Below are 16,755 nucleotides of genomic sequence, written 5' to 3' on the forward strand. Positions count from 1 at the left end.
TTGATAGACGAAACGGAAGAAACTGCGTATGCGTGTTTTGCCCGTATTCTTTTTTGTCTTTTTACTATACATATTATATAAAGGAGTGATTGGATGCCTCGTTCATCCTTTTTCAAAGAATTAATCGTCATACATAAACCGCAAAAAGCACCCTATCAGCTTCTATGTGCCGGAATTTGTATGGCTGTTCCATTATTTATCGGGTATTTTTTAAATAATTTAACGATTGGCAGTTTTGGTTCTCTCGGCATTTTTACTTTTTTATATTATCAGCCGCTCCCGCTTAAAAAACTACTAACTCGACTGCTTTCTGTCGGTGCTTTTTTATTGTTCGGTAATCTGGTTGGTATGCTCAGTACAAGTGCTGCTTGGCTAATTCCTTTTGCTGTTTCTTTGATGGCATTGATCGCCAGAATTATTTTTAGACTTTACGATATTGCCAAGCCAGGGGCTTTTTTTGTGGTCATGGTGACAGCTATGGGTACGGGAACTGCAATTCCTTTAGCGAAGGTCCCAGTAATGATGAGCTATATGGCACTCGGGATTGTTACAGCTATAATTGTAGCCATCGTGCTGCATTTTATCCAAAAAGTACCTGAAACATTTCCTAATCAAAAAAAGATTTCATTGCAGGAGCGACTATATACAGATCCGGCTGCTCTTTTAGATGGTCTACATTATGCGGCAATTTTATTTTTAGCCGCCTATATTAGTCAATCCTTACATTTAACCAACGCCTACTGGATGGTCGTTTCGTGTGCGGCTGTTTTGCAGGGTGACAATTTACGAGCTATTATGCATCGCAACATTCAACGGATTTTCGGTACAATGGTTGGCTTGATGATTGCGGCGTTCCTCTTGAGTATTTCGTTTACTTCTTTGCAAACGATCTTCTTAATCTGCTTTTTCTTTGTTACAGTCGAATTTTTCATTAAAAGAAACTATGCCATTGCCAATTTTTTTACAACGCCGATGTCCTTATTGCTTGCAAATCTAGCTCGCCATCAATATTTAGTGAGCTTGCTAAATTATCGATTGGCCGGCATCGTATTAGGCAGTCTGCTGGGATTATTGGGCGCTTACGTTCTTACTACCGGCTTAAAATTCTATAATCGTGCTTATCAACTACATGAGAATTTGGACAAAGAAACAGAATAAGGTATGATGAAGCATAGATAAAAAAAGGAGCGATGTTCATGAAGCAACTGCAGCCGATTGCCCCGATTCTGCCATCTCTGACTACGACTGATTTTCTTTCATTAGATGATGAGCTGGTTATTGAGGGCATTTCGTTACAGGAGCAGGAGTTAAGTTATCAGGATTTTCGTAATTTAGTTTTTAGAGAAAGCCAATTTGAAAAACTTGTGATGAACCGCAATCATTTGGAGCGTTTCGAATGCAGCAATGTTCGGTTTAAAAATTGTGATTTTTCCAATACGGAATGGTTCGGCGCTAGTTTTCAGCAGGTGCATTTTCAACAATGTAAATTAACCGGTACTAATTTTGCTGAAAGCTATTTGCGTGACTGCTTGTTTGAGGATTGTTTAGCTGATTATAGTTCTTTTAGCAACACCAATCTGAAAATGGTTCACTTCAAACAAACAAGTTTAAACGATACTGAGTTTGTGGATGTGAAATGGAATAAATTTCAGCTGTCTGAATGCGCATTGACCGGCAGCAATTGGTTCCATACAAAGTTGAAGGACTTTGATTTGCGAACGAACAGGTTTGATAAGATCGGTTTATCGCAGGAATGGCTAAACGGGTTAAAAGTGACTGCTGAGCAGGCGGTAATAATTGCCGCAGGCTTGGGGCTAATTATTGAATGATTAACGGGATAGTTTAGGAGGATTGGTGACTCTTAAGCTATCCTGTTTTTTAAGTAGTGAAGCCTTATTATTCCAAAATAAACGGACACGATGTAAAATAGATCGGAGGATCTAATAGAATAAAAATTGTTATTTTTATTTTTTCCTTTAGAAGACGTGAAAAATTTTACTTCATACGCTTTTTTGGTAAAATAGGAAAAGTTGAGAATGATTCTCAATTACATTTTTTGATTTAATGCCCTGCCTTGTCGGGAGCATTTGATTATATAAGGAGGAATAGTTCGGTGAAGAAAGATTTGATTGAATTGTGGGGAGATCTTGTTGCTTTAAAAGATATGATCCTGGCAATCGTTATTTGCAGCGTCACAACGATGGGCGGTTTCTTTTTAGCGCCAGCTGCAGATACAACAAAGCAATTATTTTTTGGTTTAGGCGGAGCAGTGCTTGGGTTCATTATTAGTACGATCATCATTAAGCCTAAACGAATCGTGGTTGAAAAGGAGCAGGATTAATGGATACTGGATTATTAGTGCAAATGCTATTAGCCGTCTTAGGGGCTATTGTTTTATATACGTTTATTGGTTTTATTCCGGGAACAGATGAAACATCCGTCTTAATGCCGGTTACTTTGGCTGTTGTTTTAGCTGGTGTTAAGCCGATTGTGGTCTTAACATTTTTCATTGCAGCCGTTATTACGTTGAATTTAATGAATGCTATTCCTACCGCACTGGTTGGACTGCCCGGTGGTGTGATGTCAACGCCGATGATTGAGCATGCATTGTATTTAAAAGATCGCGGGTTGGCTGCGTATAGTATAAAAAAAATGGCGACGGGTTCTATTATTGGTACGCTTGTCGCTGTGCCAATCAGCATTCTTTTAGCCAATATTTTGGCGCCATTCTCTGACTCGGTTAATCAATATGCGCCGCTGCTGTTCGTTTTTGGCGCTATTTTCCTCTCTTTGATTGGTAAAAATAAGTTATTAGCTTTAATTAGTATTATTCCTTTGGGGCTTTTATTTCAAGGGCTTCGTTATTTATATTGGGGCATTGGTGTTGTTCCACAAGAAAAAACGGTCACAGTTTCCTTCTTTTTAGGGATTACCATCGGTCCATTATTGGTTTCCTTATTAGGCTTATTAAACAAACAAGCGCGAGATGCCATGCCGCGTCATGAGATTAAGGAAATTACTTTAGGTAAGCTGAATGAAAAAGGCGCACTGCTTCATCCGTTTCAAACGATTAGTAAGAAGGAAGCAGGCGTTAGTGCGATTGTTTCTTTGTTCTCTAACTTTTTATTCTTTTTAAGTCCAGTAGGTTTAACGATTTTATTTGGTGAAGCTGTGTCCAATCGTGAAAAAGATCCGGTAAAAAAAGCCGGCATGGCGATTACTTCCATGAGCGCGTTATCACATGCGACATATCTTTCCGGTGTGATTATTCCGTTGATTGCATTGGGCATTCCCTTGTCGCCTGTTGCAGTGGGTCCGGCTAATGCATTGTTTAATGCGCCACCGGTATTCACCCTTAAGCATAATCTGCATCATCTTTTAAGCAGAGGCGAATTTGTTTTTGGTATTTTATTCGCTGCGGTTATTGCGTCTATTATTACGTATTTTATTGCGATGAAATATGCGCGACAAATGACTGCTTTTGTTTTAAAGAAAATTCCTCATGAAGCCATTTTAGGCTTGTTTATCGGCTTTATTTTATTGTTAGCTTATATGGATGCCGGCTTAGTCAATGTGTTTGGCGTTTTGCTGGTCGGTATCGTTTGTGGTACTCTTAATAAGATGGGCGTCAATTATGGCGTGCAATTTATGATTTTATATGCAGCACCTTGGATTACAACACATTTGATATTTAAATAAAAGGACTGTTGACAATAATGAACAAAGAAAACACTGGGCAAGGATCTGCAACAGGAAAGATTATTCTGATGGGCGAGCATTCGGTCGTTTACGGCGAGCCGGCCATTGCCTTTCCTTTTCGAGAAACGGCCATTACAGTAAACGTCACACCTGACACGGACATGTATTTGGACTGTCTTTATTTTTCAGGTAAATTAATCAAAGCACCGAAACATTTAGAGAGTATTCGCTCTGTTATTTACCAGACATTAAAGGAATTGAATCACTCAGAAGCACTATTACACATTGTTATCAACAGCACGATTCCGGCTGAACGCGGGATGGGTTCAAGTGCGGCAACAGCTGTAGCCGTTGTCCGGGCGCTTCATGATTATTTTGGAGTTCCCTGTCCTTCAGAAAATTTACTGCCCCTAGTTAATCTGGCTGAAAAGATTGCACACGGCAATCCCAGCGGTATTGATGCCGCTGCAACCAGCGGCGATCAGCCCATTTATTTTATCAAAGGACAGGCGCTTGAAGTCTTCCCGATGAATTTAACCAATAGCTATTTGATCGTTGCAGATACAGGCATTAAAGGGCAAACGAGAGCAGCCGTCAGTGATGTTGCTCGGCTTTTTGAACAGGATAAAAAAACGGCTGCTCTGCATATCAGCACTTTAGGCCAATTGACTGTTCAAGCTAAAACGGCGATTTTAGCAGATGATGCATACCGCCTAGGTCAAATTATGACTGAAGCGCAAGCTCATCTTACTGCCTTAACGGTTAGTAATGATAAATTGGATCAGCTGATTCAGGCTGCTCTTTCTGCCAACGCATTGGGTGCCAAGCTAACTGGCGGCGGCCGCGGCGGCTGTATGATTGCGTTAGCTGATTCCAAAGCCGCTGCTCAAACTATTGCAGCTGCAATAAAAGATGCCGGCGCCAACGCTTGCTGGATTCAATCGTTAGAGGTGAATAATTAATGTACATGGGAAAAGCACGTGCATATACAAATATTGCATTAATCAAATATTGGGGCAAAAAGGATGAAACATTGATTCTGCCAATGAACAGCAGTCTTTCTTTAACCTTGGACGCTTTTTATACAGAAACGCAGGTTTGTTTTGACGAAGGATTAACGGAAGATCAGTTTTTTTTAGATGACAAATGTCAGTCCCCAAAACAAACAGCTAAGGTTTCCGCCTTTTTGGACTTGGTTCGTCAACAGCAGCAGCTTTCTTTATTCGCTCGTGTAGACAGTCATAATTTTGTACCGACAGCAGCAGGTCTGGCCTCTTCTGCCAGCGGCTTAGCGGCTTTGGCCGGAGCTTGTGCTCAAGCCTTGAGCTTAAACTACACGCCAGAAGAACTTTCTCGTTTAGCGCGACGTGGTTCGGGCTCTGCCTGCCGCAGTATTTTCGGCGGTTTTGCTGAATGGCAAAAAGGAACCGATGATTCCTCTTCCTATGCTGTAAACATTGCAGCAGATGACTGGGAAAAAGAGCTGGCTATGCTTTTTGTTTTAGTAGATGATGGCATGAAAGATATTTCCAGCCGTGACGGCATGAAACGAACAGTCGAAACCTCCAGCTTTTATTCAGGCTGGCTGGCTACAGTAGAAGCAGATTTACTGGCTGCTAAACAGGCGATTGCCGCTAAAGATTTCACAAAAATTGGAGAAATTACTGAAGCGAACGGTCTTAAAATGCACGGGACTACTCTCGGCGCGCAACCACCCTTTACGTATTGGTCACCGGAAAGCCTTAAAGCAATGCAGCTGGTCCGTCTTGCCCGTGAACAAGGCTTGCCCTGCTACTTTACAATGGATGCCGGCCCTAATGTAAAAGTGCTGGTAGAAAAGAAAAATATAGCTGCTTTAACGACATTTTTTGCGGCTCATTTTTCAAAAGAACAATTAATTACTGCAAATGCCGGTCCGGGAATCACGTTACTACCGGCAGAAAGGTCTGACAAATCATGATAGAAGTTGCTACACCCGGTAAGTTATTTATTGCTGGTGAATATGCGGTGGTAGAGCCTGGACATCCGGCAATCATCGTAGCGATTGATCAATTTATTACAGTAACACTTGAAAAAGCGGAAAAAATCGGCAGTATTCAATCGGCACAATATAGTTCCCTGCCGGTACGCTGGACAAGAAAAAACAACGAGCTAGTCCTTGATATACGGGAAAATCCGTTTCATTATATTCTTGCGGCAATTCGCTTAACGGAAAAGTACGCACAGGAGCAGCATAAAAGGCTCTCGTTTTACCATCTAAAGGTAACCAGCGAGCTGGATAATTCTAGCGGACGTAAATATGGTTTAGGTTCCAGCGGAGCGGTTACAGTCGCAACAGTTAAAGCGTTAAGTCAGTTCTATGAGCTGCAGTTGAGCGAAATGGCTATCTTTAAATTAGCCGCTCTCGCTCATTTGGAAGTACAGGGAAACGGCTCCTGTGGGGATATTGCAGCCAGCTGTTTCGGCGGCTGGATAGCTTTTTCAACCTTTGATCATCAATGGGTCAGACAGCAACAAGAGAAAACAACGCTTAGTCAGCTGCTTCAAGAAAATTGGCCGAAATTAATGATTCAGCCGCTTACGGTACCAAAAGGTTTGCGTCTTTTGATCGGCTGGACAGGCAGTCCGGCTTCTACCTCTGATTTAGTAGATCAGGTTCACTTGTCCAAAGAAACCCAAGAACAAAATTATCAACAGTTTTTAGCTGAAAGTCAGCGCTGTGTAGAAGCAATGATTACAGGTTTTCAAACGGAGGACATTCTACAGATTCAACATCAGATCAGAAAAAACCGGCAACTGCTGCAGCAGCTAACGATGATTACAGGCGTCACTATTGAAACACCTGCCCTTAAAGAGCTTTGCGACTTGGCGGAAACCTTTAACGGGGCCGCAAAATCATCCGGTGCTGGTGGCGGCGACTGCGGAATTGTTTTATTCAAACAGAAATCAGGGATTCTTCCATTGATGAGTTCTTGGGAAAAAGTCGGCATTACGCCGTTGCCGTTACACGTTTATTTTTACAGAAAGCAGGAGAACGATGAATCGAAAGGATGAACATATGTCTTTAGCCAAAGCCTTCCATAAAAAGAATGAAAATGACTTTGATCAGCTTCGCTTTGTCCATCATTCTTTTGCGGAAATTGCCATGGATGAAGTCGACATTGCGGCGGATTTTCTGGGCTTTTCTTTTAAGCAGCCGTTTTATATTAATGCGATGACCGGCGGCAGTGAGCGTGCCAAAACAATCAACCAGCAGCTAGGTGTTATTGCTAGAGAAACCGGTGTGATGATTGCCACTGGCTCCGTCAATGCGGCCTTAAAAGATCCAGCTTTGGCCGATACATACCAAATAATGCGGCACGAAAATCCCAATGGCGTAATCTTGGCCAATATTGGGGCAGGTCTTTCTTTGGAAGATGCCAAAAGAGCCGTTGATTTGTTTCACGCAGACGGCTTACAGATTCACGTTAATTTAGCGCAAGAGCTTGTAATGCCGGAAGGAGATCGGGATTTTACCGGCTGGCTGGACAATATTGAAGCAATCGTTTCACAGCTGGAGGTACCGGTAATTGTCAAGGAAGTCGGCAATGGTATGAGCAGTGAAACGATTGAACAGCTGGTTTGGCGCGGAGTAAAGGCTGTTGATGTCAGCGGGCAGGGCGGCACTAGCTTTACCCAAATTGAAAATGCTCGTCGCCCTCATCGAGAATTGGGCTTTTTAACGGATTGGGGCCAGTCAACGGTGCTTTCCTTATTGGAAGCGTCAAACTGGCAGCGGGATATCACCGTTCTCGCTTCCGGAGGTGTGCGTCAATCCTTTGATATCGTTAAAGCTCTAAGCTTAGGCGCTAAAAGCGTGGGTGTTGCTGGAACTATTTTGAATGAACTTATGAGTAATGGTGTTGAGGCAACAATTGAGCTTATTCAACAATGGGAAGCAGAACTAAAAATGCTTTATACGCTGCTAGGGAAAAAAAATACTCCCGAGCTGCTGACGACAGATCTGGTTTTTTCCAGTGAGATCAGTCATTGGTGCGAAAGTCGCGGCATTGCGTATCAACCGTTTGCCAAAAGAAATCGACAATAAAAAAAGACGATGACAAAAATTGTTGTACCGAGGTTGGGACAGAGGCGTTTATGTTCCTCGATCCGCTCAAAAAATGTCATCGTCTTTTTTTCTATTCACTAATAACTAAAAAAATGGGAAGTCCCTTCACATCTGGCTCTTATACCATTAAACTGCGGTACAGCTCGGTAATTTCCGCTACCGTTGCAGCGCGTGGATTTCCCGGTGTACAGACATCTTTGAAAGCATCTTCGGCAATCGCTGCGATATCTTTTTCCTGAACGCCTAGGCTGCTGATATTTTGCGGAATTCCTACATCAATTCCCAATCTTCTTACGGCCTCTACCGCTGCTGTTCGTACTTGTTCCAATGACATTTCAGCCGCGTTTTCGATGCCCATACTTATGGCAATCTGACGGTATTTTTCTCCCGTGTATTCTTTATTATAGTCCATCACCGTTGGTAATAGCGAAGCACAAGCAACGCCATGAGGTACATCGTACCAAGCGCTCAGCGGATGTGCCATCCCATGTACCAAGCCTAAGCCTACATTAGAAAAACCCATCCCTGCAATATATTGTCCCAAAGCCATCGCTTCTCTCGCTTCTAGCTTGCCCGCAACGGAATCACGCAAGGACTGTGCAATAATCTCAATCGCTTTTAAATGCAGCATGTCCGTCATTGCCCAAGCACCTTTGGTAATATAGCCTTCAATAGCATGCGTCAACGCATCCATACCAGTTGCCGCACATAATCCTTTAGGCATTCCCAGCATCATCTCGCTGTCTACAAACGCTATGACTGGAATGTCATGGGGATCAACACAGACAAATTTCCGGTGGTTCTTTTCATCTGTAATTACATAGTTGATCGTCACCTCAGCTGCCGTTCCCGAAGTAGTCGGTACTGCTAGTATTGGCAAACTAGGCTTTTTGGTCGCCGCTGTTCCTTCCAAACTTAACACATCTGCAAATTCCGGATTTTGGACAATAATCCCAATCGCTTTGGCCGTATCGATCGGTGAGCCGCCGCCAATCGCAATTATATAATCTGCTTGTGCCTGTTGGCAACTTGCTACACCATTTTGAACATCAGCAATCGTTGGATTCGGCACGATACCATCATAAATATCATAGGCAAGTTCCGCTTCAGCTAATAAATCAATCACCTTTTTTGCTACACCATTTTGCATCAAACCTTTATCGGTTACAATTAAAGCCTTGGTAAACTGCCGCTTCTGAACTTCGTTTACAATTTCTGTAATAGCGCCTTTTCCGAAATAGGCCGTTTCGTTTAATATCATTCGTTGAACCATTTATTCACACTCCTTTTCACTTCAATTCTATAATCCATAATTTTCTTTTAATTGTTCGAGCAACGTCTTCGCTTCTTTTGCCTTTTTAAAGAAAATCACAGTCTCACGATAGCCCAGCTCAAAAACCACTGTTGCTTGTCGGTCTTTATTTATTAGATGAACAGTCTTCACCTCATGAATCGGCAGCAATTGAAATTGCCCATCCCGAAAATCTGCCAATAAAAAATCCGTTGTCCCCACGATTTGTCCTTCATGAGAAACAAATTTTCGCTCTTTTTTCATTTGTTGTACTAAACGCTGATCTAACTTTTTCACCTCGGTAAAATTCGTTAACTGAAAATTTTCGTAAATATCCTGCAGCAGCGGTTCATTCTGACTTCTTTTCTTTAAAAACAACAATAATAAAAAGCCACCGACTAACAATACATACATGGGAAAAAGCGCCATAATTTCTTTGAGAGTTAGATTCTTTTGAATGAACGAGCCGTTGATAATATACAGCAAACAAATTACAAACGAACCTTTCAAAAAAATCGCCAGCTGATTCAGTGTTTTATCAAACGTTACTTTACGCATTAAAATTCCTTGTCCGCCCATTCTATTTCCTTCCTTCTGTCAAAACAGGACATAAATTTGTTTCCAAATAAGCTCTCAGCTCACGTTCATAATTTTGAGACAGTAAACGTTCTACATGCTTTTGTTCCTTCACAAAGCTATACAAGCTGCTGACCGCATGAATATGACTTTTCTTATCCTTTGGCGCAATCATGATAATCAACCGCACCGGTAATTCATCTGTAAAATAGACCGGTCGTTTCAGCATTAATAAGGACATGCCCAGCTTATGCACTCCGTCCTCTGGTCCTGCATGCGGAATCGCAGTTTGCGGAGCGATTACGAAATAAGGGTAGTTCGGATCATAGTTTTTAATAACCGTTTCGGCATAATCCGCCTCAACAAAATGACCGTCCACCAAAGGCTTGGAGGCCAGCTTAATCGCTTCGGAAAAGGACAGCTTTTCTTGATAGATTTGAATATGCTCAAGCGGCAGCAAGGTCAACAATTGATGATTTCCGGCCAGCTGTGGACTTTGTTCAGCGCCCTGATAACGCAATGAGGAAAAATAAGCATCCAGGTTTTGCGCCAGTAATAATTTTTCAGTAACACTGGCATATTGCGTCACTATTTCCAGTACCTTTTCTGTTTCGACAATCGGAAAAGGCTTTTTAGCAACTGTTCCGACTGCCTTTTCCACTTCATAGATCAATAATGATTTTTCCTGCTCATTCAAAAACGGACGAATAAAGAAGACCGTTTTTTCAGTGTCTAAATGGACGGTTGAAAAAACATAATCAAACGCACGATCATCCATTTCATAAAACTCCCGCAAAGACATGTAGCGGATAAAATGAATATCTGGAAACAGCTCCTTTAGATTTTCCAACAGCAGCCGCGAAATGGATATGCCCTGCAGACACACAACCACCGCTTGTTTTTTCTGCTTTTGCTTGATTAAATCACTTTTTAAAAAGCTTAGGAACAGCACCGTAATATAGGTCAGCTCATCTGGCGGAAAGGTCACTGCTAAAACCTTTTCAATCGGAGCAATCGCTGATTTTACTAATTGATGCACATAATCATATTCTTTAATGATTTTTTCAGTATTGGGATTATTATCCGGTACACCAAATTTAATACGATAGCTGGCTGGAATAATGTGCTGATACAACGCTGCCGCCAGCTCCGCCTTTTCATTAATAGTGGTAATACTCAATATTTCAAATTGCCCGATCGTTTGTTCAATCGCAGCTAGAAGCGCTTGGTCCTTTTGCTGTGTTCGATTTAAAATCAAGCTGGTGCTTAAAATTTGGATGCTGACAAACTGCGCCTCCACTTGATGATCGAATCCTTCAAAAAAGTAAGTTAACGTTGAAGAAACCTCTTCGTAAAAGGTATCATCTGCCATAGGAATGACACTGCCCAAATCCGTTTCGTTTAAACAATTACCATGCTCAATACGCTTCGTGCATAAATAAATGACAAAGGATAAATCAATCAGCTTCGCTTCTGTAAAGGTTAAATCCAAATGCTTTTCTAACAGCTCCAGTTTGGCACGAATTTCTTTAATTATCTGTAAATCAGCCGCAAAAATCGTTTCAAACAAACCAGCCCCCTGCTCTTCAGCGACAATTTCTCTAATCACTTGAATACCTATTTTACGAATCGTCAGCTCTTGCCCTTTTAAATAGTACCCATGTTTACGGCTGTATAGAAGGGTTACTTCGTGTTCCTTTAAGTAAGGTACCAGCTTTTTATTGTCAGCTAAAATTGTATTTTTACTAACAGCCAGCCGCTCAGCCAAAGAGCTTAACGATTTAGCGTCCGTAAATAACAAGATAAGCAACAGATAATGCAGCCGTTCCTTATCGGTTAAATGAAACAACGGCGATAGCTCTGCCAGCAGCGGATGAAGCTTTTGCATCTTTAAATCGCTTGAATAAAAATGACCATTTTTTTGAATCGCCTTTTTTCCGTGCAGCTGCAAAAAGTCATTAATCTTTTTGATTCGGTACTCGATTTGTCCTCTGGTAGCATTGACTTCCTCTGCTAAATGCTTTAAAGAAATACTTCTATTAGAAACAATCAACTGTAGTATTTGTATCGCCATTGAATCCATTGTTTTCACTGCCTTTTATGTTAAAATAGTAGCTTTTATAAACGAATCAGCATATCGCTGGTGCCTTTATCGAAATAGTCATTCATAACATCCCGCAAAAGATACGGCGAACGTGGAATTGCATCAATCGTATCTCCGGCAATATGCGAGGTAATGGTCACATTATCTAATGTCAGCAGCGGATCATCCGCTTTTATCGGCTCTTCCCAAACAACATCAAGCGCAGCGCCGGCAATTTTTCCGGCTTTTAAAGCCGCTACAAACGCTGGTTTATACAATATATCTGGTCGAGCAGTATTAATTAAATAGCTGCTTGGCTTCATCAGGGAAATCAGTGACTCGTTGATCATGTTCGTTGTATCCGGTGTCACCCGCATGTGCAGTGAAATAATATCCGCTTCTTTGAACGCTTCCTCCAGCTCAACAAACGTAACCTTTAAGCCCTCGTTTTTTATTTTTTCCGGATCAACGTAAGGATCATACGCAACTACTTCCACTCCCAAGCCATTCAACCGTTTCACAACTAATTTGCCAATATAGCCTAGGCCAATTAAGCCGACTTTCAAATTCGCCAAGGTCGTTTTGTACAAATCATTAGGAAACTGCTTGGGCCATTGTCCACTCATGACTTGACGGTGAGCCAGTGCAATATTTCTGGTAGCGGCATACATCAGTCCCACAGTAAAATCGGCTACCGGCTCTGCATTTCGAATTACATGAATCAGCTGAATGCGTCGTTGGCTCACTGTTTCCAAATCAATATGCTCCAAACCGCCGCGACAGGTACCGATCATTTTTAGATGTGGAGCCGCTGCCAACATCTCCTTTGAAACCGGTGCAATATGCACTAATAAATACTCTGCATCAGCCATTGCTTCTAAAATACCTTCCGGAATGGTTACCGCTGTAGGTCCGCCCTGTTCAATAATTTTAATTTGTGCTTGAAATTCCTCTTTCGTCAACTCCGCATGCCAGTTAAAGCTAGTAATTTCAATTGGCTGAGGAATTTTCAGCTGCTGAGCGGCCTCCTTTAACGTTTCTGCTGAAACTAACGCATCTCCCACCACGACTACTTTACTCATTCAAAACCACTCCTTCTTTTACAATGCCAGCATTTGCTTCACGTTCTGCCTGATTTTCAAGGTAAGCATGAATTGCTTCTTTTTTCACACGAACAAAAACATACAGGATAATATAAACCACGACTGACAACCCGATCCACAACGGATTTTGCGTCATGAAAATTAAGAATAGCAAGCCCATAATATGATTGGTCATTACCGCAAAGCTACAAATCATCAACGCACCTTTTGGCAAATTAACGCCAACTTCAACCGCTACATCCGTAAAAATTGGTGCTACCGCGGTAATCATATACAAGCCGCCCACACACCATACTGTTCCGCTAATCAGCGACTTGAAGATATTACCGTTTGATACACAAATAATTAACTCGATCATATATGGAATTGCAATTAAATCTACCATTGGCAAGGTTTGATTCCCCGGCAATACAATAGCTAGAATTAAAACAATCGGAATCAACAGCATTCCTGTCAATAAGGTAGCTGTTTCGCCGTAGCCCGCAGCGTCATTGATCGCCAAAAACCACACGCGGTCTGAACTGCTTGACTTGGCTGTTTTCTTTGACGCATCCGTAATGGTGGTGAAGGCTGAAGCAAAGATTCCGGCAATTTTTGGGAAAATCGCCATGATCGCAGAAGTCGAAATTCCGACAATCGCCACTTCTCCCCAAGCCTCCAATGTATTCAAACGCATATAATTACCGGCAAAGCCCAACGCTAGCCCTAAAATAAACCCTAACGACGTCGGTTCTCCTAAAAAGCCCAGCTTTGCCTGCAGTGTTTCCGGATTCCATTTCACCTTATTTGCCCCTAGCTTCGTCAGTAGCCAATCCATACCGATAGCTAAAGGTACCGAGCAAATATGGTGTGGTGCTGTCATGGTACAGCTTGGGTAGCCATAATAATTTGACCAGCGTTTGGCGATGATCTCTGAAAAGACTAGGCAATACAAATTTGAAAGTACCATTAAGCCAATGGATAAAGCCAGATTTTTAGTAGAAATATAAAGCATTGACCCCCATAGCATAAAGGAATAATTATTCCATAAATCAGAAGGCATAAAAATATTCGTATATTTAATTAAAAAAAGGACCGTTTGTAAAATCAGACCCAAGCCTAAAAAGATCATCCCAACCTGAGTAGAATACGCTACTACGCTCGTTGCCTGCCAGCCTGTATCTAAAATCCTTAAATTCACACCCGTTTCTTTCACCATGCGGTTAACCACTGGCGTGACAATTGGTGAATAGGCACCAATAATCATATTAAAGCCGGTCAGACCAATTCCGGCATTCAACGCAGCGCTAAAAGCTTTTTTCGGTTTGACCTTCATAATTAATGCGATAAAAAAAATGATGACCGGCACTACAATTGCTGCACCAAATGCATCCATAATTTGCGAAAGTAAATCCAGCATTGCTTTCCCTCCTTTGTTTTACCTTAACCATCAGCTGCTAAGTTGTTTAGCTGTTTCTAAAAGCTCTTCAAAAAATTCCTCTTCGCCCATTCCGGTTAATAAGCCGACCGAATTAATCGTTGGCACATCATAGCTGCCTTTTAAGGGACTGGTATGCACAATAATATCCCAGTTGCCAGAAGCTAGCTGACCTTCAACCCCGCCCGGATTTACTTCTACGGTCTGAGCTTTAAAGCCATTTTCCTCTAAAAAATCTTTAACCTTATTGGCGACCATCGTACTTGTCACGGTTCCTGATCCACAGACTGAAATTACATTAATTTTTTTCATTTTATGCTCCTCCTCTTATTACATTACGCGTTCTTTTAAAATCCCCACTTTAGGCACAACACCAAATCGATCCGCTAAATCCCAAAGCTGTTGATCGGTGATTTTTTGTTTAAATTCTGGCGAAACCGCTTGGGCTTTAATATAAATATCGGCCGCTTTTTCTGCTGTTTCCACTAACCCAAAAGCATCGTCCATTGATTGCCCCGCACCCATAATGCCGTGATGCGGCCAAATCACAATTCTTGAATCGTACATTTTAGCGGCAGATGCTTCACCCAGCTCAACTGTTCCGGCGACCATCCACGGTAGAACCGCCACGCCATCCGGAAATACGACCAAACACTCCGTAATCATTTCCCATAAGGTTTTTGTGAATTTATCTTCATCTAAATCATGCACAAAGGTCATCGCCGAAATCGCAATCGAATGGGTATGCAAAATCACGCGATGCTCAGGATCCTGCTGCAGACGAACCGCATGACATTTCAAATGGGACGCCAGTTCACTTGTTGGCACACCGCCAGTTTCCAAGCCCCAAAGCACCTGATATTTTTTCCCATCCTCTGAAATCTTTAAAATCACTAAATTGTCAGCCGGGTTTTGCCACACATTTTTAAAATACTTGCCGGAGCCGGAAACCAGAAAAATCATACCCGCCAATTCTCGAATTTCAAAGCCTAAATCCACTTCATCAATCACCCGGTTCGTATCTAAATAAAAACGTACCTCCTCTTCATCCAAACGATAACTAATATTACCGCCATTTCGTTCTGCCCAGCCGTTCTTCCAAAGATTTCTAGTCGCCTCACACATTTCCTTGATAAATGGTGCTTCATAAATATTGTGAATTTTCATATTCGTTGACACTCCTCTTCTTTATTAAAATAATTGATGACCAAATCAAAAATTTTTTCCTCTTGTGTTTCTGTCTCCAGTTGTTCCATAAAAGCTTGATCCATAAACATCGCCATTAAATTTTGCAGCAAAACCAGCTGATCCTCTCCCTTATTAAAACCCAGACAAAAAGCATACTTCGCTGAAATAAACTGATTATCGGTGCCCATTTCACCAAAAGTGACCGGTGAAACCAATTTAACAATGTAAATAAACGGCTGAAGGATATGCTGCGGATCCGTGTGGGGAATGGCTACATTAATGCTTGGCGTTTTCAGTCCGGTGGGATAAGCGGCTTCTCGTTCAAGTATCGCTTCTAAATAACTGTTCTCTACATAGCCTAATTCTGTTAAGCGCGCAGATAGATAAGAAAAAAAGACCGCTTGATCATCTTCCTGCTCATATATAGCCACTAGCTCTTTTTTGAGAAACTTATCTGCAACAAGCATTCATCGACTCCCTTTCTTTCGTTGTTTGTTTTGTTTACAAACAGAGTATAACAAATCGGTCGATCATTTTGTTTGCGCTTTCATCACAATCTACTTTTTTACTTTGGAAAAAAGTGTGATCAACATCTACAGTTCCCGACAACATTGAGTGCAAAAAAATTGTTCTATATTCCATATATCGATGACGCTTAAATGATTCATCCGTTATACTATGAGTAAAGGAGGAAATCAATAATGACAAAAAAAGAATTTAAGACAAATAAGCTATATTACGGCTTCCCGATTTTTTTACTAGGCTATCAAGATGAGCAATGGGGCTATAATTTTTCCACCTGTAGCTCTTCTTATTCCTTAGGCAACAGCGTGGTGATCGGTGTTGGCAACGGCAATGCCCTAAAGCAAATAAAAAAATATGGCGCATTCACCATAAATATTCCAACCAAAAACGTAATGAAGCAAATCGAATTAGGCGGCTTCAACAGCCGCAAAGATAAATTTAATTTACCCGATTCCTTTCATTATACGATTTCTGAAAGGAACCAAGCACCGATAATTGATGAATGTATTTGCACCTTAGAATGCCGTGTGGAAAAAATTCAAGAATTTCAGGGGATCTATCATATCTTTGCGACAATTGAGCGGCGACTCATTGAAGAAACGCTTTTTGATGAGGATGATCACTTACATTATGGAAAGTTCGATCCAGTTTTATATATGGGCGATGCAACACAACGCTTCTATCGTTATTTAGACTCAGACACACTTGACAAAGGTGGCAGCTTTTTCAAAAAATAAAAATAACAGACACCAAATGTCTGAGCGG

The 16,755-nt window shown here is 41.5% G+C and carries 17 protein-coding genes; 9 read left to right on the forward strand and 8 right to left on the reverse strand.

Annotated elements, in window-relative coordinates; translation table 11 throughout:
* Positions 1 to 93: 93 nt before the first annotated feature.
* The 8 genes from ABH902_RS05480 to fni all read left to right on the forward strand — a co-directional run bounded on the left by ABH902_RS05480 (position 94) and on the right by fni (position 7,786).
* Positions 94 to 1,158, forward strand: a complete 1,065-nt coding sequence (locus ABH902_RS05480; protein WP_404589542.1) for an FUSC family protein — start codon at positions 94 to 96, stop codon at positions 1,156 to 1,158.
* Positions 1,159 to 1,196: 38 nt separating this feature from the next.
* Positions 1,197 to 1,829, forward strand: coding sequence for a pentapeptide repeat-containing protein (locus ABH902_RS05485; protein ID WP_404589543.1), 633 nt, complete (start codon positions 1,197 to 1,199; stop codon positions 1,827 to 1,829).
* 284 nt (positions 1,830 to 2,113) lie between these two features.
* Positions 2,114 to 2,341 (forward strand): hypothetical protein, encoded by a 228-nt coding sequence (locus ABH902_RS05490; protein WP_404589544.1) that lies wholly within the window; start codon positions 2,114 to 2,116, stop codon positions 2,339 to 2,341.
* Positions 2,341 to 3,699, forward strand: coding sequence for a tripartite tricarboxylate transporter permease (locus ABH902_RS05495; protein WP_404589545.1), 1,359 nt, complete (start codon positions 2,341 to 2,343; stop codon positions 3,697 to 3,699). The genes ABH902_RS05490 and ABH902_RS05495 overlap by 1 nt, the downstream gene beginning before the upstream one ends.
* Positions 3,700 to 3,716: 17 nt before the next feature.
* Positions 3,717 to 4,661 (forward strand): mevalonate kinase, encoded by a 945-nt coding sequence (mvk, locus tag ABH902_RS05500; RefSeq protein WP_404589546.1) that lies wholly within the window; start codon positions 3,717 to 3,719, stop codon positions 4,659 to 4,661.
* Positions 4,661 to 5,659 carry a diphosphomevalonate decarboxylase gene (gene mvaD, locus ABH902_RS05505; RefSeq protein ID WP_404589547.1) on the forward strand — a complete coding sequence of 333 codons (999 nt, stop codon included), beginning with the start codon at positions 4,661 to 4,663 and terminating at the stop codon, positions 5,657 to 5,659. Before mvk ends, mvaD begins: the two co-directional genes overlap by 1 nt.
* Positions 5,656 to 6,753, forward strand: a complete 1,098-nt coding sequence (locus ABH902_RS05510) for a phosphomevalonate kinase (RefSeq protein WP_404589548.1) — start codon at positions 5,656 to 5,658, stop codon at positions 6,751 to 6,753. Before mvaD ends, ABH902_RS05510 begins: the two co-directional genes overlap by 4 nt.
* On the forward strand, positions 6,737 to 7,786 hold the full coding sequence (gene fni / locus ABH902_RS05515) for a type 2 isopentenyl-diphosphate Delta-isomerase (RefSeq protein WP_404589549.1): 1,050 nt from the start codon (positions 6,737 to 6,739) through the stop codon (positions 7,784 to 7,786). Before ABH902_RS05510 ends, fni begins: the two co-directional genes overlap by 17 nt.
* A 139-nt stretch (positions 7,787 to 7,925) precedes the next feature.
* Here the strand turns inward: fni and fucO are convergent, their stop codons facing one another.
* Genes fucO through ABH902_RS05555 form a run of 8 tightly spaced genes read right to left on the reverse strand, consistent with a single transcriptional unit; the run spans position 7,926 to position 15,932 of the window.
* On the reverse strand, positions 7,926 to 9,080 hold the full coding sequence (gene fucO / locus ABH902_RS05520) for a lactaldehyde reductase (protein WP_404589550.1): 1,155 nt from the start codon (positions 9,078 to 9,080) through the stop codon (positions 7,926 to 7,928).
* 27 nt (positions 9,081 to 9,107) lie between these two features.
* Entirely contained in the window at positions 9,108 to 9,677 is a 570-nt protein-coding gene (locus ABH902_RS05525) for a hypothetical protein (protein WP_404589551.1), read from the reverse strand.
* 1 nt (position 9,678) lies between these two features.
* Positions 9,679 to 11,757 carry a BglG family transcription antiterminator gene (locus ABH902_RS05530; RefSeq protein WP_404589552.1) on the reverse strand — a complete coding sequence of 693 codons (2,079 nt, stop codon included), beginning with the start codon at positions 11,755 to 11,757 and terminating at the stop codon, positions 9,679 to 9,681.
* A gap of 35 nt (positions 11,758 to 11,792) precedes the next feature.
* Complete coding sequence (locus tag ABH902_RS05535) at positions 11,793 to 12,839, reverse strand: 2-hydroxyacid dehydrogenase (RefSeq protein WP_404589553.1); 1,047 nt, start codon at positions 12,837 to 12,839, stop codon at positions 11,793 to 11,795.
* Entirely contained in the window at positions 12,832 to 14,259 is a 1,428-nt protein-coding gene (locus ABH902_RS05540; protein ID WP_404589554.1) for a PTS galactitol transporter subunit IIC, read from the reverse strand. The genes ABH902_RS05535 and ABH902_RS05540 overlap by 8 nt, the downstream gene beginning before the upstream one ends.
* Positions 14,260 to 14,289: 30 nt before the next feature.
* Positions 14,290 to 14,589 (reverse strand): PTS sugar transporter subunit IIB, encoded by a 300-nt coding sequence (locus ABH902_RS05545; RefSeq protein WP_404589555.1) that lies wholly within the window; start codon positions 14,587 to 14,589, stop codon positions 14,290 to 14,292.
* 18 nt (positions 14,590 to 14,607) lie between these two features.
* Positions 14,608 to 15,444: a rhamnulose-1-phosphate aldolase gene (gene rhaD, locus ABH902_RS05550; protein ID WP_404589556.1), complete on the reverse strand. Its 837-nt coding sequence runs from the start codon at positions 15,442 to 15,444 to the stop codon at positions 14,608 to 14,610.
* A complete protein-coding gene (locus ABH902_RS05555; protein ID WP_404589557.1) occupies positions 15,441 to 15,932 on the reverse strand; it encodes a PTS sugar transporter subunit IIA in 492 nt (163 codons plus the stop codon). Before ABH902_RS05555 ends, rhaD begins: the two co-directional genes overlap by 4 nt.
* A gap of 234 nt (positions 15,933 to 16,166) precedes the next feature.
* Between ABH902_RS05555 and ABH902_RS05560 the strand changes: the two genes are divergently transcribed.
* On the forward strand, positions 16,167 to 16,727 hold the full coding sequence (locus tag ABH902_RS05560) for a flavin reductase family protein (RefSeq protein ID WP_404589558.1): 561 nt from the start codon (positions 16,167 to 16,169) through the stop codon (positions 16,725 to 16,727).
* Positions 16,728 to 16,755: the final 28 nt, after the last annotated feature.

It is taken from the genome of Enterococcus sp. UD-01, assembly GCF_044909655.1.
In the GTDB taxonomy this organism is placed as follows: Bacteria; Bacillota; Bacilli; order Lactobacillales; family Enterococcaceae; genus Enterococcus_L.